The 21,109-nt window shown below is 69.6% G+C and carries 24 protein-coding genes and 1 pseudogene; 13 read left to right on the forward strand and 12 right to left on the reverse strand.

Features of this window, described 5'->3' with window-relative positions; all coding sequences use genetic code 11:
• The first annotated feature begins 1 nt into the window (after position 1).
• On the forward strand, positions 2-601 hold the full coding sequence (locus OH768_RS34105; RefSeq protein ID WP_406459800.1) for a hypothetical protein: 600 nt from the start codon (positions 2-4) through the stop codon (positions 599-601).
• A gap of 290 nt (positions 602-891) precedes the next feature.
• On the opposite strand, the gene OH768_RS34110 is transcribed toward OH768_RS34105, so the two are convergent.
• On the reverse strand, positions 892-1,065 hold the full coding sequence (locus OH768_RS34110) for a DUF397 domain-containing protein (RefSeq protein WP_406459801.1): 174 nt from the start codon (positions 1,063-1,065) through the stop codon (positions 892-894).
• A gap of 3 nt (positions 1,066-1,068) precedes the next feature.
• Entirely contained in the window at positions 1,069-1,905 is an 837-nt protein-coding gene (locus OH768_RS34115) for a helix-turn-helix domain-containing protein (RefSeq protein WP_406459802.1), read from the reverse strand.
• Between the two features lie 185 nt (positions 1,906-2,090).
• On the opposite strand from OH768_RS34115, the gene OH768_RS34120 reads away from it, so the two are divergent.
• The 4 genes and pseudogenes from OH768_RS34120 to OH768_RS34135 all read left to right on the forward strand — a co-directional run.
• A complete protein-coding gene (locus OH768_RS34120; RefSeq protein ID WP_406459803.1) occupies positions 2,091-2,555 on the forward strand; it encodes an ATP-binding protein in 465 nt (154 codons plus the stop codon).
• Between the two features lie 62 nt (positions 2,556-2,617).
• A complete protein-coding gene (locus OH768_RS34125; RefSeq protein WP_406459804.1) occupies positions 2,618-2,971 on the forward strand; it encodes a hypothetical protein in 354 nt (117 codons plus the stop codon).
• A complete protein-coding gene (locus OH768_RS34130; protein ID WP_406459805.1) occupies positions 2,964-3,215 on the forward strand; it encodes a hypothetical protein in 252 nt (83 codons plus the stop codon). The genes OH768_RS34125 and OH768_RS34130 overlap by 8 nt, the downstream gene beginning before the upstream one ends.
• Before the next feature lie 205 nt (positions 3,216-3,420).
• Positions 3,421-3,915: pseudogene (locus OH768_RS34135) on the forward strand (GNAT family N-acetyltransferase); the annotation flags it as partial.
• Positions 3,916-4,414: 499 nt separating this feature from the next.
• Here OH768_RS34135 and OH768_RS34140 read toward each other — a convergent pair.
• Both OH768_RS34140 and OH768_RS34145 read right to left on the reverse strand, forming a co-directional pair.
• Positions 4,415-4,705, reverse strand: a complete 291-nt coding sequence (locus OH768_RS34140; RefSeq protein ID WP_406459806.1) for a hypothetical protein — start codon at positions 4,703-4,705, stop codon at positions 4,415-4,417.
• A gap of 162 nt (positions 4,706-4,867) precedes the next feature.
• On the reverse strand, positions 4,868-5,962 hold the full coding sequence (locus OH768_RS34145) for a mechanosensitive ion channel family protein (RefSeq protein WP_406459807.1): 1,095 nt from the start codon (positions 5,960-5,962) through the stop codon (positions 4,868-4,870).
• A 324-nt stretch (positions 5,963-6,286) separates the two neighbouring features.
• On the opposite strand from OH768_RS34145, the gene OH768_RS34150 reads away from it, so the two are divergent.
• Positions 6,287-6,823: an HNH endonuclease gene (locus tag OH768_RS34150; protein WP_019065631.1), complete on the forward strand. Its 537-nt coding sequence runs from the start codon at positions 6,287-6,289 to the stop codon at positions 6,821-6,823.
• A gap of 95 nt (positions 6,824-6,918) precedes the next feature.
• Here OH768_RS34150 and OH768_RS34155 read toward each other — a convergent pair whose 3' ends face one another.
• Genes OH768_RS34155 through OH768_RS34165 form a run of 3 tightly spaced genes read right to left on the reverse strand, consistent with a single transcriptional unit; the run spans position 6,919 to position 9,505 of the window.
• Positions 6,919-8,280: an ABC transporter permease gene (locus OH768_RS34155; RefSeq protein WP_406459808.1), complete on the reverse strand. Its 1,362-nt coding sequence runs from the start codon at positions 8,278-8,280 to the stop codon at positions 6,919-6,921.
• Complete coding sequence (locus OH768_RS34160; protein WP_406459809.1) at positions 8,277-8,975, reverse strand: ABC transporter ATP-binding protein; 699 nt, start codon at positions 8,973-8,975, stop codon at positions 8,277-8,279. The genes OH768_RS34155 and OH768_RS34160 overlap by 4 nt, the downstream gene beginning before the upstream one ends.
• Positions 8,972-9,505: a PadR family transcriptional regulator gene (locus tag OH768_RS34165; RefSeq protein ID WP_406459810.1), complete on the reverse strand. Its 534-nt coding sequence runs from the start codon at positions 9,503-9,505 to the stop codon at positions 8,972-8,974. The genes OH768_RS34160 and OH768_RS34165 overlap by 4 nt, the downstream gene beginning before the upstream one ends.
• Positions 9,506-9,685: 180 nt before the next feature.
• On the opposite strand from OH768_RS34165, the gene OH768_RS34170 reads away from it, so the two are divergent.
• The 3 genes from OH768_RS34170 to OH768_RS34180 all read left to right on the forward strand — a co-directional run bounded on the left by OH768_RS34170 (position 9,686) and on the right by OH768_RS34180 (position 12,487).
• Positions 9,686-9,928 carry a hypothetical protein gene (locus tag OH768_RS34170; protein ID WP_406459811.1) on the forward strand — a complete coding sequence of 81 codons (243 nt, stop codon included), beginning with the start codon at positions 9,686-9,688 and terminating at the stop codon, positions 9,926-9,928.
• Positions 9,929-12,133, forward strand: coding sequence for a 4-alpha-glucanotransferase (gene malQ / locus OH768_RS34175; RefSeq protein ID WP_406459812.1), 2,205 nt, complete (start codon positions 9,929-9,931; stop codon positions 12,131-12,133). It abuts the gene before it with no gap.
• Positions 12,134-12,199: 66 nt separating this feature from the next.
• Positions 12,200-12,487 (forward strand): hypothetical protein, encoded by a 288-nt coding sequence (locus OH768_RS34180; protein ID WP_406459813.1) that lies wholly within the window; start codon positions 12,200-12,202, stop codon positions 12,485-12,487.
• A gap of 92 nt (positions 12,488-12,579) precedes the next feature.
• On the opposite strand, the gene OH768_RS34185 is transcribed toward OH768_RS34180, so the two are convergent.
• Complete coding sequence (locus OH768_RS34185) at positions 12,580-13,182, reverse strand: TetR family transcriptional regulator (RefSeq protein ID WP_406459814.1); 603 nt, start codon at positions 13,180-13,182, stop codon at positions 12,580-12,582.
• Positions 13,183-13,295: 113 nt separating this feature from the next.
• On the opposite strand from OH768_RS34185, the gene OH768_RS34190 reads away from it, so the two are divergent.
• From OH768_RS34190 to OH768_RS34200, 3 genes are all read left to right on the forward strand, one after another.
• Positions 13,296-14,729 carry an FAD-dependent monooxygenase gene (locus tag OH768_RS34190; protein ID WP_406459815.1) on the forward strand — a complete coding sequence of 478 codons (1,434 nt, stop codon included), beginning with the start codon at positions 13,296-13,298 and terminating at the stop codon, positions 14,727-14,729.
• Between the two features lie 177 nt (positions 14,730-14,906).
• Complete coding sequence (locus tag OH768_RS34195) at positions 14,907-15,758, forward strand: radical SAM protein (protein WP_406465553.1); 852 nt, start codon at positions 14,907-14,909, stop codon at positions 15,756-15,758.
• A gap of 9 nt (positions 15,759-15,767) precedes the next feature.
• Positions 15,768-16,178: an NUDIX hydrolase gene (locus OH768_RS34200; protein ID WP_406459816.1), complete on the forward strand. Its 411-nt coding sequence runs from the start codon at positions 15,768-15,770 to the stop codon at positions 16,176-16,178.
• On the opposite strand, the gene OH768_RS34205 is transcribed toward OH768_RS34200, so the two are convergent.
• The 4 genes from OH768_RS34205 to OH768_RS34220 form a co-directional block, all read right to left on the reverse strand.
• Entirely contained in the window at positions 16,150-17,871 is a 1,722-nt protein-coding gene (locus OH768_RS34205; protein WP_406459817.1) for a hypothetical protein, read from the reverse strand. The genes OH768_RS34200 and OH768_RS34205 overlap by 29 nt on opposite strands.
• Positions 17,872-17,874: 3 nt before the next feature.
• Positions 17,875-18,615 (reverse strand): hypothetical protein, encoded by a 741-nt coding sequence (locus tag OH768_RS34210; protein ID WP_406459818.1) that lies wholly within the window; start codon positions 18,613-18,615, stop codon positions 17,875-17,877.
• A 58-nt stretch (positions 18,616-18,673) separates the two neighbouring features.
• Positions 18,674-19,303, reverse strand: a complete 630-nt coding sequence (locus tag OH768_RS34215) for a hypothetical protein (protein WP_406459819.1) — start codon at positions 19,301-19,303, stop codon at positions 18,674-18,676.
• A gap of 120 nt (positions 19,304-19,423) precedes the next feature.
• On the reverse strand, positions 19,424-19,930 hold the full coding sequence (locus tag OH768_RS34220) for a MarR family winged helix-turn-helix transcriptional regulator (RefSeq protein ID WP_406459820.1): 507 nt from the start codon (positions 19,928-19,930) through the stop codon (positions 19,424-19,426).
• A gap of 119 nt (positions 19,931-20,049) precedes the next feature.
• Here OH768_RS34220 and OH768_RS34225 point away from each other — a divergent pair, with 119 nt between their 5' ends.
• Positions 20,050-21,108: an EamA family transporter gene (locus OH768_RS34225; RefSeq protein ID WP_406459821.1), complete on the forward strand. Its 1,059-nt coding sequence runs from the start codon at positions 20,050-20,052 to the stop codon at positions 21,106-21,108.
• The last annotated feature ends 1 nt before the right edge of the window (position 21,109 follow it).

The following is a 21,109-nucleotide window of genomic DNA, read 5'->3' on the forward strand; positions in this document are numbered from 1 at the left end:
TGTGTCCCTGCTGCTGGAGTTGGGCAGCCTCAGATGTGCCGATCAGGGCGCATGGACGCTTGGGGGCCTCGTGAACGTAGCAGCTCTGCTCGTCTCCGTCGGTGCTTTGCTGGTGTCAGGAGCGGCTTCGTATCGTCAGCTCAGGCTGGCTGCGCATGCCAATACTTTGCCCGTTCTGGTGGAACTGTTTCGGGAGCACAGAAGCGACTACCTTGCGGAAGCTCGTTGGTTTGTGCATCAGGAGTTACCTGGTCGCGATGTTTCGGAAGGTTTGCAAAGCCTGTCTCCTGAAGAGCTCAAAATGGTACGCGGTTTGGCATGGTTCTACGACAACCTGGGAGCTCTCGTAGCTCATGGGATTGTTGATATTGACCCAGTCTCTGGATACCTGGGTGGCTCTGTGATCTCTACCTGGGAGAGCATGGCACCACTTGTAGCCGCTCATCGCGTTCGAAGGCGTGCAGTAGGACGGGACGGCGACGCGGAGTGGCAGGGGTATTACGAGAACCTCTATTACCTGATCAAGAAGAACCCGCCCAGTGCCGTGCGCAACCGGCTTGAGCGATGGTCTTTGAACACCTCGGTTCCACCTCGGAACTAAGAGATGGGCACAGGAACGCTAATGCCTGTCCCGCATCGGCCGATCCTCATGCCGGAGATTCGTCGGCCCTGTGTGCTCTCGACGATGGCCGGCCGGGTCGCCGCTCGCAGGGCCTTCATGGCAAGGCTCGTCTCCTCGGTCAGGAGCCCTACTGGCCGATGCGAAGATCACGGGATGTCCCGTGTTTCATGCGGCTGGCTTGCCTCGACAGGTTCACCGGTGAAGTCGGCCGTCTCTACGGCTCTGACGTAGCCCCGAGCTACGAACGGCCGCCTGACGCTTCCGCTGCGTCAGCGCAGGGCTGCGGTGAACCGCGTCCAGGTGGTGGGGGTCAGGCGGAGTATCGGGCCGTCAGGGGTCTTGGAGTCGCGGATGGCTATGGTGCCGGGGATGTTGCGGGCGACTTCGAGGCACTCGTTGGCTGCCGTGCTGTAACTGGACTTCGTGAAGTTGAACTCGGGCACGGCTCACATCTCCTTGCGCAGGCTGTCGATGAGGGTTAGGGAGTCGCGTGGAGCGAGGCTGAGCCGGGATGTGCGATCGAAGAGGACGCTATAGGCATTGCTGTCCACCTCGTTCTCCACCCACACCATGCCGGTGATGGTGTCGCTCTGGACCACGTCGAGGGCTTCGTCCTCTGCGAAAGAGATGATGCTGAACGGGCCCGCGATGCATGGGTGCGCGCCGGCCCGGAATGGGAGTACCTGAAGGCGTACGTTCGGCAGTTCGGCCAGTTCAAGTAGGCGCTCCAATTGGGCGCGCATGACGGCGGGGCCGCCAACTTCCTGACGTAGCGCGGCTTCCCAGATCACCGCGTACGACTGGAGTGGACGTTCGCCCAACAGTCGCCCTTGGCGCTTCTGCTTGATCTCGGCCGCGCGCTCGATGTCGTCCGGGTCATCCCAGGTGCCCTCGGCGACGGCCAGCGCGCGCGTGTACTCGGGGATGTGGAACAGGCCGGGAATCAGCGACGATTGCCAGTTACGGATGTGGGTCGCCACGTCCTCCATGGCGATGTACTCCGCCATCGTTCCGGTGTCGAGCGAGTCGCGCCACCAGCCCTTGGCCTTACGGCGCTCGCGGTCCAGTTTCGCCAACTCCAGTAGCCGTCCTACGACTTGACTATCTTCCGCCCCGTAGAACTCGCACAGCACCCTGATGTCGGGGTCCCGCATCGGTACCCAGCCACGTTCCATCTTCACGATCTTCGTGCCGGTCGCGTTGATCGACTCGGCCGCCTGTTGCTGCGTCTTTCCTGCCGCGTCCCGCAGGCGCAGAAGTTCTCCACCGAGCTTGCGTGCCAAGACAGTTGAGACCTGGCCCTGTCGAGGCTGAGTTGATCGCATCACGGTCACAGTGTGTCCCATCGGCGTCACCGAGTCGAAGAGATTCACCCTCTCAGGAAGAACTTCCTCAAGTAGATTGCGCTCAGGGTGGAGGTGTCGCTACTTTCGGTGCTCGACCCGCTACAAGGAGAGGTGTGTGTTCCGTGACCGAACACCCCACCGCCCGCGACGCCGACCCCGTCCCCCACGAGGACCGTCTCGACTACACCCCCGTCGCCCGCAGCGTCACCCTCGCCCGTCGTCGCGCCGCGCGGCTCGTCACCAAGTGGGGCCACCCCGCCCTCGCCGGAGACGTCGCGGTCGTCGTGTCCGAGTTGATGAGCAACGCGCTGCTGCACGGCAGCCTGCGGGATCGGCTGATCCGGGTGCAGATCAACGCCACCGGTGTCGTCCTTCGTGTCGAGGTCAGCGACCCGCGCGGTGAGCGCCTGCCCAGTCCGTGCCCCGTAGGCGACACGGATCAGTTCGGTCGGGGATTACTGCTGGTCGGGGCCCTGTCCCACCAGTGGGGATGGGAGCCCCGCTCTGTCGGCAAGACCGTCTACGCGGAGTGGGTGCTCAGCCCTGACCCGGCTACGGCGAATCCGTTCATGGGCGCGAGGGAGTGACAGGAATGGCGCTAGCGTGGGCACGTGCCACAAGGGCGCTCGGTGAGCGGAAGGGGCGGCCGATGACCATGCCGTACGCGGAGGGGGATACTCCGCTGATTCCCCGTCCCGACCTCAGTCTTCCGGCGCTTCGGCAGGCTGTCGCCACTGTTGCCCCCTCCCGGCTCCCTGAGTTCTTCGAGGATCTGCAGAAGGCGTTCGTGCGGGCCGGCGACGAGGACAGTGTCGTACCGATCCGGATGTTCTACCGGGAGTGGGGCGTGGTCGTCGAGATCGAGCGCCACCCGGAGACGGCCCGCCGGCTACATGCCGCCGAACTGGCGATCAACAGCGCGGACCCCGCCGTACGCGACCGTGCCGTTCGCGAGGCCGGGGAGATCGTCCGCGCCGCGCACCGCGAGGTCGCGGGTGGCTGACTGGCACTGGGAGCTGTTCCAGGACGACATGCTGGACGGACTCCCGGATGCGGCCCGTACTGAGACGGAGCGGCTCGCCAACGAGATCGCCGTACGTGAGTCCATAGTCTTTCTGGAGGGTGCGGCCTATACCGGCCCCGGACCCGGAGTGCGTACGGAGAGCCGTGGGCTGCTCATGCTCACCTATCTGACGGATGTGCGTGGGGAGCGGATCGTGGTGGTTCAGGTGAGCTGGTTCGGATAGGGCTTCATCGATCGTGCGGCGTGTACGAGGAGCGGTTGACCTTGGCTACGTCGACTTCGCCGAGGCGTACCGGGTGGGCGGCGAGCCGTGGGCGGAGCGGACGGTGCGGGGAGACACCGGCTGAGGGGGCGGGGATGATTCCGTCGGGCCCCGCTCCGACAATCCCCGTGCGCCCCGACCGCCCCGCGTGATACTCCTCGCTGCCATGAGCGATCTTGTGACAGCACGGCTCGTGCTGCACCCGATGACCGTCGGTGAAGCCGAGCGAGTGGTCGCCGGTGAGCCGGGCGGCGGTGACCGGTGGGCGTCCGGATACCCCACCGACGGGGACGTGTTCGCCGCCAGGCGCTTCCTGGGTACCTGTGCGAACACCGGTGATCCCCAGCCGTTCGGCAACTACGAGATCCGTCGGCGGGAGGACGGCCGGGCGATCGGCGGCCTCGGCTTCCATGGACCCGTGGACGAGGACGGCAGCGTCACGATCGGCTACGGCATCGTCCCGTCGGCCCAGGGGCAGGGATATGCCTCCGAAGCTCTCCGCGCGCTGCTGCGGTTCGCGCGGGCGCACGGAGTCACCTGCGTGAAGGGCGATGCCGACCACGACAACATCGCCTCCCACCGCGTCATGACGGCGGCGGGCATGCGGCCGGCCGGACAGGACGAACGTGTCAGATACTTCGAGATCACCTGGGCCGACGCGACGCCGATGAGTGAGCCGATGAGTCAACTGTCCTGGTACGGCGTCCGATGCGTCTTCCGGCATCGCGAACTCGGGGTCTACGAGGAGCGGTTGACCCTCTGGCGGGCCCGGTCGCTCCACGAGGCCATCGGGCGTGGGGAGTTGGAGGCGCGCGAGTACTGCGCTGACCTCGACGGCGTCGAGTACGCCGACTTCGCCGAGGCATACCGGATGTTCGGTGAGCCGGGGGAGGGTGCCGAGGTGTTCTCCCTCATGCGGGAGAGCGGTTTGCCTGCCGACGAGTATGTGGGGCGGTTCTTTGCTACGGGGGCTGAGCGGGCGGGAGGCTGAGGCGCGTCCGGGGCCGGGAGGGCGAGGGGATTGCCCAGGCTGACCTTGGACTCGGCGTCGTAGCAGTGCGCCGTCTTCGTGTTGCGGTTGATCAGGACGTAGACCGGGACTCCCGCGGCGGCGTAGGTGCGGAGCTTCGGGCCGGTGTCCATCTCGGGGAAGAGGAAAGTCACTTCGCCGACCAGGGCGACCAAGTCGATCGGGTACCAGCCCTGGTGGGCCTTGACGTACGACTCGTCGCGTTCGGTGGGCTCGCGGTGACGCGGTAGCCGTTTCCCATGCCGCTCAGAAGTCCCGCCGAGTGCAACTGAACGGCGAGTTCGAAGGCGCCCTTGCTGTGACGGTGGTCCGGCAGTGCGGGCACGAGGGCCATCTCCTCGATGTACTCCGGTCGGATCGGCATCGGTGAGGTCTCTTTGACCGTACCCAACAGGCTGATCGGCTCCTGGTCCGTCCTCATCGCCGGCATCCTCCTCGTCGGACTCCGGATGTGGTGTTCCGGCAGAACGATGGAGTACGTGAGGCACGGTCGACCCTGCAGTACCGCCATCATTCACTCGAACGAGTGTGCTGAACCGTTCCGCCCGCGCCCGCCCCCTACGCCCCCTGCACCCCCGTACGCCTACCGCCCCGTCGGCCGCTGCGAAGCAATGGGCGAAGTCGCCGCCACCTGAGGCGAATCCGAGTTGGAGTACACCGAAGGCGCCGCGACCGACTCCGTCGGGTCCGCCGTGCCGTCCGCCGGGTCCGCCGTAGCCCCGCCGACGATGCGGATGTTCGCCTCGTCGAAGGCTCGCTTGACGCGCCACCGCAGTTCTCGCTCGACGCTGACCGACTTGCCCGGCATGGTCTTGGCGGAGAGGCGGACGACCATCGAGTCGATGAGGACGCTGTCGAGGCCGAGGACCTGGATGGGGCCCCACAACAACTCGTTCCAGGGTTCTTCCTTGCTCATCCGCTCGGAGACCGCGTCGAGCGTCGCCTTCACCCGGTCCAGGTTCTCGGACGCCTTGACGGTGACGTCCACGCCCGCCGTGGCCCAGCCCTGGGAGAGGTTGCCGATGCGCTTGACCTCGCCGTTGCGGACGTACCAGATCTCGCCGTTGTCGCCGCGGAGCTTGGTCACGCGCAGGCCCACCTCTATGACCTCGCCGGAGGCGACCCCCGCGTCGATCTGGTCGCCGACGCCGTACTGGTCCTCCAGGATCATGAAGACGCCGGAGAGGAAGTCCGTGACCAGGTTGCGGGCGCCGAAACCGATCGCCACACCCGCGACACCGGCGGAGGCCAGCAGCGGGGCGAGGTTGATCTCGAACGTGCCGAGGATCATCAGCGCGGCCGTGCCCAGGATCACGAAGGACGCCACCGAGCGGAGGACCGAGCCGATCGCCTGGGAGCGCTGGCGGCGGCGCTCCGCGTTCACGAGGAGACCGCCGAGCGCCGTGCCGTCCACCGACTCGACCGTGCGGTTCATCCGGTCTATCAGCTTGGTGATCGCCCGCCGCACCGTCATTCTCAGCACCGCCGCGATCACCAGGATCAGCAGCACCCGCAACCCGATCGCCAGCCAGGTGGACCAGTTCTGCTCGACCCAACTCGCTGCGTTGGTCGCGCTCTCCTGGGCGTCCTGGAGCGAGGGCACGGTCACCGCCGTCTCCGAGGGGCTCGGAGACGGCGACGGCGAGGCGGCGGCCAGTAGGACGGCGGACAAGGACACGGCAGGTACCTCCAGGTGCTGCGTCCGCCCTCCGGCATGGTCCGACAGGGGCAAGGTCACGAATAGGTCACCAAGAGGGCAGGCCCACCACACTATCGGGGCATCGTGTGTGGATCGTTGCCGTGTTCAGGGGAGAGGCTGTGCTCAGCCGGGAATGAACAGGTGGGACGAACCCACACCCGTCCCGGGCCCGCATCACATGTGGTCGAAAACACTCCCAGCCCGTTACCGGGACATGGTGGCGCTTCCACCAGGCATGAGGGGAGACTGACTACAGATCGTCCCGGCGCGAGCCACGCGCCGCCGACGCACAAGGAGGCATCCGTGCCGCATGTCCTGGTCCTCAACGCGTCGTACGAGCCACTCGGCGTCGTACCGCTCCGCCGCGCGCTCGTCCTCGTCCTGGAGAACAAGGCTGTCTCCCTGGAGGAATCCGGCGCCTATATGCACAGCGCAACCGTCACAGTCCCCGCACCCAGCGTGGTCCGGCTCAAGCGATTCGTGCGGGTTCCCTATCGGGGGCCCGTTCCTCTTACCCGGCGGGCGCTCTTCGCGCGCGACGGGGGCCGGTGCATGTACTGCGGTGGCGTCGCAACCAGCGTCGACCATGTCATTCCGCGCAGCCGCGGGGGCAAGCACGCCTGGGACAACGTGGTGGCGTCCTGCCGCCGCTGCAACCACACGAAGGCCGACCGACATCTCTTCGAGATCGGCTGGCGGCTGCGCCACAAACCCGCCCCACCCACCGGCCTGGCCTGGCGCATCATCGGGACCGGACATAGGGACCCGCGCTGGCTGCCGTACCTGCAGCCATACGGCGCGGAGGACGCGATGGCCCGGATCGACGGCATCTCCGCCTGACGATCCGGGCTTTTGTGTACCCCGCAACACCCGGTTCCGTACGACGGTACGGAGCGGTCCGCCCCGGGAGGCCCCTGTGCCCCCGGGGCGGACGGTCATGCGTAGCGCAGTTCGCCGGGACGCACCGAGCGGCGCAGCAACGGCAGTGACGTGGCCGCCGCCAGCAGGCAGGCCGCGTAGACGCCGATGGGGACCAGCAGCGCGTCGTACGGCACCGGGACGGCCGTGTGCTCCGAGGCAGCGCTGCCGTACCAGATGCCGATCGTCATGCCGCCGAGGCCCGCCAGGGTGAGCGCGGGCGCCAGCGGTACCGCGGTCTCCAGCAGGGTCGCCCGCGCGAGCACCGGGTACGGCACTCCGGCCGCCACCTGGGCGGCGAGCCCGCGGCGCCGGGTGGCGACGGACTCGGCGGTGCCGACGGCGAGCGCGGTCAGGACCAGGGCGAGCGCGAAGAGGAGCGCGAGGCCCACGAGGTTCAGGCCGTTCTCGTAGAACCCGATGCCCTCCGCGTACCGGTCCGCCCGGTCGCGCAGGACCGAGAGCAGCACCTGCCGTATCCCCATGAAGCCCGAGCCGACGACCGTCACGAGCAGTACCGCGGCGTGCGTACGGGCCGCCGCCCACGGATCCTCGCGCAGTCGCTCCGCCGCGATCAGCACCGCCGGGCGCCGGGCGCGGGCGGCCAGGCCCTCCCCGAGCTGCCGGGCCGAGGCGCCGGTGAGCCACACCGCGACGGCGCCGATCAGGAGGCACACGCCGACGACCGTGAGCGGGGTGAGGGCGAACTCGAAGGGCACGTCGTGGAAGGGGGTGGTCACGATGTACACCACCGTCAGCGCCAGCACCGCCGTCGCCACCCGGAACAGCCGCCCCGGACCGTCGGCCGGCCGCAGCCGCCGTATCCGCCCCAGGGGAGAGGCCACCACCCGGCGCAGCATCAGCGCGCTCACCGCCGCGCCCAGCACCGGCACTCCTACGGTCACCACGGCGATGCCCGCCCAGGCCAGGGGGACGGGGCTGTGCCACAGCCGCAACAGGGCCGGTACGGCGAACGCCGTGGCCACCGCCGAGCCCGCCAGACAGGCCGGCCCCGACTCCAGCGCCGCGATCCGCCGGGTCTGGCCGGGGGTGGCCCCGGCGAGCCGCAGCGCGGCGAGCCGCCGGTCGCGGTGCACCGCGCCGACGCGGGCGCACTGGCCCAGAAAGCCGAGCACCGGGATGAACAGCAACAGCAGCGCGGCGACCACACCGATCCGGGTACCGGGCTCGTCGAGCAGCCCGCCGCCCACGGACACGGTGAGGTACCCCTTCAGCGGCAGCAGCACGGCGACGACCAGCCCGAGGCCGGTCGCCAGCGCCGCCCCGACGGCGGTGAGCAGGACGCGCCACCACTCCCGGCGGTCGGACCCCCGGGTCAGCAGCCAGGCCAGCCGGAGATCGGCGAGCAACGACTTCACGCCGTCACCCCCGCTCGCGCCACGGTCCCGTCCGTCAGCCGGATCTCGCGGTCCGCGTACGCCGCGACCTGCGCGTCATGGGTGATCAGCAGCACCGCCGTACCCGACTCGCGGGCCGTGCCCACCAGGGCCGACATCACCTGCTCGCTCGCCAGGGAGTCCAGGGCACCCGTCGGTTCGTCCGCGAAGACGATCCTCGGGCCGGTCACCAGGGCCCGGGCGAGCGCCACCCGCTGGGCCTGGCCGCCGCTCATCGCGCCCGGCCGCAGCCCGGCCTGCCCGCGCACCCCGAACCGCTCCAGCCACTCACCGGCCAGCTTCTGCGCCTCGGCACGGGTGGCCCCGGCCAGCAGCAGGGGCAGGCCCACGTTGTCGGCGGCCGTCAGCTCGGGTATCAGCTGCCCGAACTGGAAGACCACCCCGAACTCGGTCCGCCGCAGCTCGCTGAGCCGCTTCTCCGGCAGCTCGTCCAGCCGCTCCCCGGCATACGTCACCGTCCCCTCGTCGGGGCGGACGATCCCGGCCAGGCAGTGCAGCAGGGTGCTCTTGCCGCTGCCGCTGGTCCCCGTGACGGCGAGGATCTCGCCGGCCGCCAGGTCGACCGAGGCGCCGTCCAGCGCCCGGGCCCTGCCGTGCGTCTTGGCGAGGTCCCGGGCCGCGAGCAGCGGCGCCGCCGTACCCCCGTTGTCGCTCATGCTGTGTCGACCTCCGCGGTCAGAGTGGTCAGCCGGGCCGCCGTCGTCGCCATCCAACGGAGGTCCGCGTCAAGGTGGTTGAGGGCGTAGTCCGCCGAGAGGACGGTCGCCAGGTCGGCGCCCTTGGCGGTCTTGAGCGCCGTGAGTTCGCGCATCCGCTCCATGTGGGCGGTGCGTTGGGCCCGGAGATAGGCCTCCGGGTCGCCGCCGGACAGGATCGAGACGACGACCTTGGCGAAGATCTCGTTCGTCACGAAGGGCGCGGGCGGCGCGATCTCCCCTGCCCAGTGCGCGAGTTCACGCGCACCCTCGGCGGTCGAGCGGTACGCCGTCCGCTCCGGGCCACCGTCCGAGCCGGTGCCGTCGACCTCCGCGAGACCGTCCCGGACCAGGCGTTGCAGGGTCGTGTAGACCTGCCCGTAGGCCAGCGGGCGGGCCTGCGGGAAGCGTTCGTCGTGGCGTCGCTTCAGGTCGTAGCCGTGGCTCGGTCCTTGGGCGAGCAGGCCCAGCAGGATGTGGCGGGTGCTCATGGGCATCAGTATGCACTGGATACATGTACTGAGTGAATAGTGATCAGCAAGAGACGTGCGGGATGCGCGGTGCGGGAGTGGCCACGGTGCCGCCCGTACCCCAACCTGGAGGTCTGCCGTCGCGCCCACTGGGTAGGGCTGCGGTAACCAGCCGTCGCCCGATCCGACAAGGAGGCCACCGTGGCCGCATCGGCATCACTTCCGCTCCCGGCCCGCTCCAAACGCACCGCGGAGCCGTCCGCCGACCTCGAACCCGACCTCTTCCACGTCGACTCCGAGGGCGCCTGGGCCGAGACCCCGCTCACCAGCGAACCCCCGCTGACCGACGCCGAACCCCTCACCAGTGAGCCCCCACTCGCCGACACGGCCCCGCTCACCAGCGAGTCCGCGGTGTTCGCCGACCCGGACTCGACGAGGCCCTAGATGACAGCACCCCGGCCGGTCGAAGCCCTCGGCGAGGAGTTGTCCCGGCTCGCCGAACTGCACGGCGTCGCCACCGCCTACAGCCCCTCCCCGGACCGCGCGGTCCCGGCCTCGCCCGGCGCCGTCGTCGCCGTGCTGGCCGCCCTCGGTGTCGACGCGAGCACCCCGCGGGCCGTACGCGCCGCGCTCGCCGCCCGCCAACAGGAGCTGGCCGAACGGCTGTTGCCGCCCACCGTCGTGGGCCGGCACGGCAGCACCCCCGCCGCGCTCGACGCACTGCCCGAGGGCACCCGGCTGCACATCGAGACCGAACAGGGCGAGACCCGCACGGGCATTGAGCAACTCCCGCCCGGCGTCCACCACTTGACCGCCACCGCCCCGGACGGCCGCAGCGCCGGGGCCCATCTCGTCATCGCCCCGGACCGGTTGCCGACGCCCGCCGGACGGTCGTACGGACTGATGGTGCAGGTCTACTCCCTGCTCTCCCGGCACTCCTGGGGCATGGGCGACCTCGGTGACCTGGGCGAGCTGACCGCCTGGGCCGGGCGGGCGCTCGGCGCCGGATTCGTGCAGGTCAACCCGTTGCACGCGGCCGTGCCCGGCGCCCCCACCGACCCGTCGCCCTACCGCCCGTCCTCGCGCCGCTTCCCCGACCCGGTGTATCTGCGGGTCGAGGACGTACCCGAGTTCGCGTACGTCGAGGAACGCGAGCAGATGCGCGGGCTCCTCGAACGAGCCGCGCGGCTGCGCGAATCCGTCCTGGAAAAGGGCGCGTTGATCGACCGCGACGCCGTGTGGGAGCTCAAGCGGGAGGCGCTGGAACTCGTACGGCAGGTCCCCCTCGGGCCCGGACGGCGGGCCGCCTACGTCGACTTCCTCGCCCGCGAGGGCCAGGCGCTGGAGGACCACGCCACCTGGTCCGCCCTGGCCGAGGTGCACGGCTCGGACTGGCACCGGTGGCCCGCCGGTCTGCGCGACCCCCGCTCACCCGAAACCGCCCGCGCCCGCGCCGAGTTGATGGACCGTGTCGACTTCCACTCCCGCCTCGCCTGGCTCACCGACACCCAACTCACCGCCGCCCAGCGGGCCGCACGGGAAGCGGGCATGCCGCTCGGAGTCGTGCACGACCTCGCCGTAGGTGTGCATCCCGACGGCGCCGACGCCTGGGCGCAGCAGGACCACTTCGCGGCCGGCATGTCGGTCGGCGCACCCCCCGACGCCTTCAACTCCCTCGGCCAGGACTGGGGGTTGCCCCCCTGGCGCCCGGACCGCCTCGCCGAGTCGGGCTACGCCCCCTACCGCCGCCTGCTCCGTGCGCTCTTCCGCTACGCGGGCGCCCTGCGCATCGACCACGTCATGGGCCTGTTCCGCCTGTGGTGGGTCCCCCAGGGCGGACCGCCCACCGAGGGCACCTACGTCCGCTACGACGCCGAGGCCATGCTCGCCGTCCTCGCGCTGGAGGCCTCGCGCGCCGGGTCGGTGGTGATCGGCGAGGACCTGGGGACCGTAGAGCCGGGTGTGCGCGAGGAGTTGCAGGAGCGCGGGGTGCTCGGCACGTCGGTGCTGTGGTTCGAACGGGACTGGGACGGCGACGGCCGCCCCCTCGCGCCCGAGAAGTGGCGCGCCGACTGCCTCGCCACCGCCACCACCCACGACCTGCCGCCCACCGCGGCCCGGCTCACCGGCGAACACGTCGAACTCCGGGACCGGCTGGGCCTGTTGACCCGTCCGGTGGAGGAGGAGCGCGTCGAGTCCGCCACCGACGTGGGGGAGTGGCTGGCCCTGCTGGCCCGGCTCGGTCTCTACGAACCCGCGACGGGTGGCGGGCGGCCCGCGTCCGAGGAGGAGGCGGAGATCCACGCCGTCCACCGCTTCCTGCTCCGCACCCCCGCCCGCATGATCGGCGTCTGGCTCCCCGACACGATCGGCGACCGCCGCCCGCAGAACCTCCCCGGAACCTGGGACCAGTACCCGAACTGGCGCCTCCCGATCGCCGACGCGGAGGGCCGCCCCGTGACCCTGGAGGAACTCGCCGCGTCCCCGAGGCTGCACGCGCTGGTGGATGTGCTGCGGGTGGGGCTGGGGGCGGGCTCGGAAACGGCCTCGGGTGAGGGTGTGGGAACGGGTTCGGGTGAGGGTGCGGGAACGGGTTCGGGTGAGGGTGCGGGAACGGCTTCGGGTGGAGGCGCGGAAGGGGGGCCGTGAAGCCCGTACGCCCCATACGGCACCCCCGGGCGCGCGGCTCGTTCGGGCGTTCGCTACTTTTGCGGTGTGGACAAGAAGAACGCCCTGCGCGCCGGTGCCCTGGTTGCCGGTACGACGCTGATGATGCTGCTCATGACGTCCCCCGCGCTCGCGATCACCCGCGACGACGGTGACGACCCGGGCAACGGCCTGAGCGTCGCCGAGACGCTGGGACTCTTTGTCCTGTGCCCGCTGGCCCTGTTCGCGATCATCGCGGGCCTGGTCCTGGTGCTGGACAAGTCCAAGGACCGTGCGCCGAAGGCCAAGTCCGCCACGAAGACCGGCGCCGGCACCGCCGCCGACGCGAAGGTCTGACCTCACGTTTCACGAGGGCGTCCGCCTCACCACGACGGTGAGGCGGACGCCTTCGGCATGTTCTCTCGCCGGGCGCACCGGGCGCACCGGCCTCACGGGCTCGGCGCGGTCAGGTACCGCTGCACCGTGGGCCCGAGCCAGACCGTGATCTCCTCGCGGGTCAGCGCCACGGTCGGCGGGATGCGCAGCACATAGCGGGTGAGCGCGAGCCCCAGGAGCTGGGAGGCGACCAGCCCGGCCCGCGTCGGTGCCTGCTCCGGGTCGGGGCACGACTGCCGCGCCACCGGCAGCAGTTGCTCCCGGAAGATCTCCTGCATCCGCTCGGCCCCGCCCTGGTTCGTGGCGCCGACCCGGAGCATCGCCGTGAGCTCCTCGTTCTCCTCCCACATGGCGAGGAAGTGCGTCACCAGGGCGTGGCCCACCTCGTCCCGCGCGGCCGAACTCAGGTCCGGCAACCGCAGGTCGTAGGAGACGGCCGCCGCGAACAGCCCCTCCTTGTTGCCGTAGTAGCGCATCACCATCGACGGATCGATCCGCGCGTCCTTGGCGATGGCGCGGATGGTGGCGCGCTCGTAGCCGTCGGCGGCGAAGCGCTCGCGGGCGGCTTCGAGGATGGCGGCGCGGGTGGCGTCGGAGCGGCGGGGGCTGGTGCCCGGGCCGGTGCTCGTGCCGCTTGTGCTGGCGCTGTCGTTCATGCCAACAAGCGTAGGCCAACACCTGTTGACAGTCCAGGGAGCTGGTCTTAACCTCGTCAACAAGCGTTGGCAAACAGATGTAGGCAAACAGTCGTTGGCACTAGGAGGTCGCCATGAACCACACCGTCATCGTCGTCGGCTCCGGCCCCACCGGCCTGCTCCTGGCCGGTGACCTCGCCGCCGCCGGCGTCCCGGTCACCCTGCTGGAGAAGCGCCCCGAGAAGATCAGCAACCTCTCCCGCGCCTTCGTCCTGCACGCCCGCACCCTGGAGCAGCTCGACGCCCGCGCCCTCGCCGACGACCTCGAAGTCATCGGTCAACCCCTCGACAGGCTCCGTCTGTTCGGCCGCCTCACCATCGACCTCACCCCTCTCCCCTCCCGCTTCAACCACCTCCTCGTCCTCCCGCAGTACGAGGTCGAGAAGGTGCTGCTGCGGCGCGCGGCAGAGGCAGGCGTGGACTTCCGGTACGAGACCGAGATGACCGGGCTGACGCAGGACGCGGACGGCGTGACCGTCGAAACGCGCGGACCCGGCGGGGAGTCCGAGTCGCTGCGGGCCGCGTACGTCGTCGGCGCCGACGGAATGCGCAGCGCGGTGCGGAATTCGATCGGGCTGCCCTTCCCCGGCCAGTCCGTCATCCGTTCCGTCGTCCTCGCCGACGTACTGCTCGACGAGAAGCCCGACACCCTGCTCACCGTGGCCACCGTCGGCGACGCCTTCGCCTTCATCGCGCCCTTCGGCGACGGCTACTACCGCGTCATCGGCTGGAACCGCGCCCACGACGCCGCCGACGACGAGCCCCTCGACCTCGACGAGGTCAAAGAGATCGCCCGGCTCGCGCTCGGCCGTGACTTCGGGATGCGCGACGCCCGCTGGATGTCCCGCTTCCACAGCGACGAACGCCAGGCGCCCGCCTACCGGGTGGGCCGTGTCTTCCTGGCCGGCGACGCCGCGCACGTGCACACCCCGGCCGGCGGCCAGGGCATGAACACCGGCCTCCAGGACGCGGCCAACCTCGGCTGGAAGCTGGCCGCGGTGCTCGGCGGCCACGCGCCGCTGACCCTCCTCGACAGCTACCAGTCCGAGCGCCACCCCGTCGGCAGGGCGGTCCTGCGCAGCAGCGGCGGCATCGTCCGCCTCGCGATGGCCAAGCGCCCCTGGACCCTCGCCCTGCGCGCGGCCCTCACCACGGTCCTCGACCACGTGCCCCCGGCCCGCCGCAAGGCCCTCGGCCAACTCACCGGCATCGGCTACGCCTACCCCGCCCCTCGGGGCACCCACCGCCTGACCGGCACCCGCGCCCCCGACCTCTCCCTCGCGAACGGCACCCGCCTCTACGAGGCACTGCGCGGCGGCCGGTTCGTACTGATCACACCGGAGGCCTACGACACGAAGGGCGCCCACGACGGCCGGCTGGCCGTGGAACGCTGGGCGAGCGACGGTCGTACGGCACTGCTGGTGCGGCCGGACGGGTATGTGGCCTGGGCGGCGGACATGGTGGATCCGGCGGCGGTCGAGAAGGCCCTGGGCGAGTACGTCGGCTGACGCCGGTGCCGCGGGACGGGAGTGATCTCTCCGGCCGCGGGGAAGTGTGGGGAGAGGAACGGTGGCGGTCGGGAACGCAGTCGGCGCCGCGCTGCCCATCAGTAGAGTGACACTTTCGGCGACCGGCGGCGGGCCGCGCCGTCGCGCTGTACATTCGGCCGGGTGCTCCCTCCGTATGTGGATTTCCGTCCGATCGGCAGATGCAATCTGAGCTGCCCTTTCTGCTTCGGACCCCGCCACGAAACGCCCACCATGCGTCGTGAGGAGGCATTCCGGATCGCTGCGACGCTGCGGCAGGAAGGGGTGCAGGGAGTCGTGATTTCGGGTGGGGAGCCCACGCTCCTGCCGTATCTCGGGGACTTGGTCGAGGAGTTGAGCAGCCCGCTTCCGGACGGCGGCTCGCCTCCCAAGGTGGTGCTCAGCACCAACGGACTCGCGTCGCTCCGGGTAATGCAGCGGATCCTGCCGGGACTTTCGTGGATCGCGCTGCCGCTGGAATCGGCGGACGACAAGGAGCACCGGGAACTCAGGAAAGGTGTCGCACCGCACCGGGAAAAGGTTCTCGATCTGTTGCGGGAAGTGCGCAAGAACTACGAGACGGTCGGCGTGAAACTGGGGACGGTCGTCACCCGGCGCAATGTCACGGGAGCTCCGCGCGTCCTCGACCTCATTGAGCAGTCCTGGCTTCCCGACGTCTGGAAGGTCTACCAGATGTCGGAGACCAACTACGGGGCGGACAACGGGGATTGGCTCTCCGTCGGTGACGACGAGTTCGAGGAGGTGGTGGCGCGGTGCCAGGAAGCCGCCGACGAGCGGAAAGTCACCTTGCGTGTCTACCGGAACTCCACTCGGACGGGCAGCTACTTCTTCATCGACCCCGACGCCGAGGTCGTCGTGATCGACGACGGTGAGGAACGGCGGCTCGGCAACTTCTTCGACCTGCTCCAGGACGACGGGGTCCGCCCGTCCAGTCTGGTCCAGCCGTCCAGGAACATCGCGAACTTCGTCGGCACCTATCCGGACCACTGAGAGGCTGTCATGACGGCGCACGTACGCGTGGGGGTTCAGGCCATCGTCCGCTCCGGCGAGCGCGTCCTGCTGGGTCTGCGGGCCAATACTTTCGGCGCCGGCACCTGGGGGCTGCCGGGCGGGCATCTCGAAATCGGCGAGACGCTGACCGGAGCCGCCTGCCGTGAACTGGAGGAGGAGACCGGGGTCCGCGCCCGTGCCGCGCGTGTCGTCTGCGTCACCGACCCGGATCCGGCCGCCAACCATCACATGCAGGTCGGCGTGGAGATCCCGGCCTACACGGGCGAGATCCAGGTGCGCGAACCGGACCGGTGCGAACGCTGGGAGTTCTGGCCGCTCGACGCGCTGCCGGCACCGTTGTTCGTGGGGTCGGTGGAGGTGCTGGACAAGGTCAGGGGCGGGGTACTTCTCCCCTCCTGACGCTCGCCCTGACCCGTACGGAGGCGAGTGCCCCCATTTCCGAGCGCAGCGCGGCCTTGTGCTGTTCCTGGTTGGCCTCGAACTCCTGCCAGGTGCTGGAGAGTTCCCACTGCGCCCGGAACTCCTCCAGGCTGTCGGCGTAGTACCGGCTGTCCTTCCTGAACTCCACCTCGAAGACACTCATGCCCCGCCGGGTCCGACGCTGCGGATTCGACGTGATGTACGGCTCGAAGAAGCCGACGTTCGAGGTGAGGAGGGTGGAGCCGCTGACGTCCAGGGAGGTGATCCGCAGTTCGATCCGGCCCGGGTACATCGTCCTGAGCAGCTTGTACGACTCGACCACGGGAAGAAAGGTGTTGTTGTACGAGGGGCTGCTCTCCACCAGTTCCACGATGTTCTGGTAGTTGCCCGGTTCGGAAGCGGCGTTGTGCGGCATGAAGGCGGCGAGGCTGTTCCACGGACTGCTGATGACGACGTTGAAACGGACCCCGCGCGCCAGCGCGTCCTTGACCCGTCCGTAGAAGAGCCGGGTCTCCTCCAGGAAGTAGGAGGCGCCGGCGTGGGCGATGAGCCGGATGACGCTCGGCTCCTCCTCCAGGGCCCTCCGCTTGGCGTCGTTGCGCTCGGTGTTCTCCTGGGGCTTGTACACCTTCTCGATGCGGTACGGGAGTTCGTCGTCCGGAGTGATGGCCGCCCGCATGTCCGCCAGTTCGTCCTGGAGGATGTGCGTCTGGGGATGCTCCTGGCCGAGGTCGGGAGAGGCGATGGCGCGACCCGTCGCCGTGGCGAAGGCCTGCACGGCTGCCGTCGTACGCTCGTTGGCCTGTCGGTCCCAGCCGTCCGCGGCCGCGAACTCCGTTGCGGCGAGGGTGGCTTGCGCGATGATCGTCTCGCGGTGCTCCAGTCCGAGCGCCACCTGTACGGAGACATGGAGGAACTCCAGCTCGGCGAGGTTCTGTGGGCTCGGGTCGGCGTCGTAGCGTGCCGCGGCCAGGGCGATGCGCGCGCCCAGGGCCCTGGGGTGTTCGCCGCCTTCGTTCTCGACGAAGAGGGCCACCGACTCGGCGAAGCTGTCCACCGCGCCGTGCAGGTCCTGGTCGTCGCCCGACGCCCTGGCCAGGTCCAGGCGTACCCGGTCGGCGGTCAGTCGGGTCTCCACGTCCTTCTCCCGCTCGTACTTCAGCGAGTCGAAGGCCTTGTCGGCCCAGACGGCGGCCGCCTTCGGATCGCCCAACTGGAGGCTCACGGCAGCCAGGTTGGCGAGGATGGCCGGGACCTCGTAGGTCTCGTACTCATGGGCGCGGGTGAGCGCGCAGTTCAGCACGGCCCGAGCGCGCACCAGGTCGCCCTGCTCGGCGAGCAGGGACCCGAGGTGGTTCCAGAGCTCCGGCTCCTTGTACACGACCTGGTCGATCTCCGAGAGCTCCATGGTGCGCAGCATCGTGTCTGTCAGGTCCGCCGCGGCCTTGCTCAGACCGAGGGCGAGCAACAGCTCGACCAGGTGGGTGTAGCGGGCGATCCGCTGGGGCTCCTCCTCCCACGGGGCCTGTCCGCCGCGCAGGCGGTCGACGTAGTGGATGAGGGCCGCTTCGGATTCCAGGACGGAGTACTGCTTTTCCGGGCCGCCGTCCTCGTGTTCCGTCATTTCCTCCGCGGTCGATATCGCCTCGTCGAGGTCACTGATTTCTTTCATTGATCAGTTTCCTTCCGGCCGGCGTCGCGTACGCCGGCTCGGGTCGGTCCTCGTCCATTGCGGGCGTACACTGCCGTATCCCCTGTCATGGAGAATCTGACCGGCCCGTGTGCGTTTCTCCGCTTTCCTGACCCCCGTGACGGCCGAGGGCTGAGGTTGTGAAGGCAAGGACAGTTTGTAGTTCTCGAACAGCCTGAGCGCCTCTTTCACGGAGATGGCGAAAGCCTCGTCGCTCTCCTTGGAGGACGTCCCTCTGGGCTTGACCAGCAGGCCGAAGACGACGGGCGGATCGACTTGCCGGGTCTCCTCGATCGGGCTGCCGGCGTAGGCGGCGGGATCGCGGAGAGTGCGCTCGCAACGCAGTCGTAGGGCCTTCACCTTGAGGTTGGGGCCGTCGTGGTACATGGCGTCGGGCTCGACGACCTTGCCCACCAGGGGCTTGGGGTCGACGGAGACGGTCGCCCGCCAGAGCTGTCCCGCCTGTGCCTCGCCGAAGTTGGTCGTGGACAGCGGGCCCGTCGTGCCGTTCAGTTCGAGTCTGAGCAGGGCGAGGTCCGAGGGTGTGTTGCCCCAGAGGATGTGCGCGGGTGTCCCGTCCCGGAGATGCAGGGTCGGCTTCGCGGTGAGGACATCGCGTCCCAGTGAGTGCGCGGCCGTCAGTGCGAATGTGCGTGCGATACGCAGACCGGACGCTATGCGTGTTCCCGCGAGATATAACTCGATCAAATGCTCGTCCCGCGCCATGTACGGCCCCCGTCTGTCCCGCTGTACGTTCCAGAAGTCTCACCCGGAAAGAGCAATGTTAACCGCGATCAGGTTTTTTCGACCGGCTCTTCCCGATCGAAGTTTCCCATGATGCCGAAGAGCCGGATGTGGTCACGCTCAGTTTGATTCCGAGGAAGCGGCCCGGAGATGAGGGACTGGATCTTTTCCGTTCGCCGTGGATGTCGGCCAGCAGGAGATCGAGGAGTTCGCTGTCGGCCGCCTCGGATTCCTCGACCCGGTCGGTGAACTTCCTCCAGAGGCCGTCGGCCTTGCTGGGGAGGCGGACGTCCTCGCCCTGGTCGTGCCACTCCTCCCAGGCCTCCAGCCACCGCCGCATGCCGTCGAACGACTCCTCGCAGGCCTCGCGCAGCTGCTCGGAACTGTAGAGCTCGATGCGCGCCGCCAACGTGGCGGCGGAGTGCAGGGCCTCGTTGCGTACGCCTTCGAGCTGCGGGAGGTCGAAGGTCTGCCGGGTGTGGGCGCGGAGCTGGGCGTAGGTGTGCACCGTGCTCATCAGGTCGTCGTAGGTGGCCACGCGGTGGTCCCAGATCCGTCGCTCCCGCTCGCGTCTCGATGTCGCCCGCTGGGTTATCCAGGCGGCGCTGAGAGTGGCCGTCGCGCCCAGGGACGTGCCGATGATCGCGGCCTCTGCCGGGGTGATTCTCACGCCGTCATGATGAGGTGGCGGTGGTGCGGACGGAACGCCTCCGGTGGTGACAGCCCCTTCAGTGTGAACGCCTCCGGTGGTGATCGCCCCTTCGGTGTCGTGCGCTCCCCGGCCGCGGAGTCACTCCGCCGCCCTCTGGGTCCCGGCCAGCAACTCCCTCAGCAGGTCGGCCAGTTGTCCGGCCCGTTCCGCGTCGAGGGCGGTGGACAGGGCCTCCTGTTGGGCTGCCAGCCCCGCCCCCACCGCCTCGTCGATGAGTGCCAACCCCTTCTCCGTCAGGGTCACTTGGAGCCCGCGCCGGTCGTGCGGGTCGGGGGAGCGGCGGAGCAGGCCGGCCCGTTCCAGTTTGTCGAGGCGGCCGGTCATGCCGCCCGTGGTGAGCATCAGCGTCGCGGAGAGCTCGCGCGGCGAGAGGGTGTACGGTTCGCCGGCCCGGCGCAGGGTCGCGAGGACGTCGAACTCGCCGCGCGAGATGCCGTGCGGCGCGTACGCCTTCTCCATGCGGTCGCCCATGGCCCGCGAGAGCCGGAAGATCCGCCCGAAGACCTCCATCGCGGCGGTGTCGAGGTCGGGCCGCACCGCCGCCCACTGCTCGACGATCGCGTCGACGGGGTCCTTGTCGTTCATGGGGCGAGTATCCGCCGGTCGGTAGGTCGGTCGCAAGAAAGCGGCTTGTTGCTAAGTTGCTTAGTGGTAAGCTAGTTACCATCGACCTACTTCGGTTCATGCTGAAAGGCGTCTCTCCCATGGCCAGTCGCCCGGTCCTGACGGCCGCTCTCACCGCCCTCGCCCCGATCTCCTGGGGCACCACCTACGCCGTCACCACCCAGTTCCTCCCGCCCGACCGCCCCCTCTTCACCGGCCTGATGCGTGCCCTCCCCGCCGGTCTCGTGCTCCTCGCGCTGGCCCGGGTGCTGCCGCGCGGTGCCTGGTGGTGGAAGGCGACCGTGCTCGGCGCGCTGAACATCGGTGCCTTCTTCCCGCTGCTGTTCCTCTCCGCGTACCGGCTCCCGGGTGGCATGGCCTCGGTCGTCGGCTCGATCGGGCCGCTGATCGTCGTAGGCCTCTCGGCGGTCCTGCTGGGGCAGCGGCCCACCGCCCGGAGCGTGCTCACCGGTGCCGTCGCGGCCTTCGGCGTCAGTCTCGTCGTACTGAAGGCGGCCGGTGCGCTCGACCCGGTCGGCGTGCTCGCGGCCCTCGCGTCCACGGCCTCCATGTCCACCGGCACCGTGCTGACCAAGCGGTGGGGCCGCCCGGACGGCGTCGGCCCGCTCGCCCTCACCGGCTGGCAGCTCACCGCCGGCGGCCTGCTGATAGCCCCCGTCGCCTTCCTGGCCGAGGGGGTGCCGCCCGCGCTCGACGGGCGGGCGGTCGGCGGTTATCTGTACCTCGCGCTGGCGAACACGGCGATCGCGTACTGGCTCTGGTTCCGCGGCATCGGCCGGCTCTCCGCCACCCAGGTCACCCTCCTCGGCCCGCTGTCCCCGCTGACCGCGGCCGTCGTCGGCTGGGCGGCGCTCGGGCAGGCGCTCACGCCGTTGCAGATGGCGGGGATGGCGCTGGCGTTCGGGGCGACGGTGGCCGGGCAGATCGGGGCGCGTACGCCTCGGGTTCTCGTTCGGGGAGTAGCGTCACGCGGAAACGCCGTGACGCAACGCCGGAGGCGCCCGTGGCCGAAGAGTTCTGCCCCAGTTGTGGCAAGCCGCTCACCGCACGGGCGGGCCGTACCGGTCGGCGTTCCGTGTACTGCTCCGCCGCCTGCCGGCAGAAGGCCTACCGGGAGCGGCAGGGGAGCGGCGGAGTAAG

Source organism: Streptomyces sp. NBC_01622, from assembly GCF_045209635.1.
Taxonomy (GTDB): Bacteria; Actinomycetota; Actinomycetes; order Streptomycetales; family Streptomycetaceae; genus Streptomyces.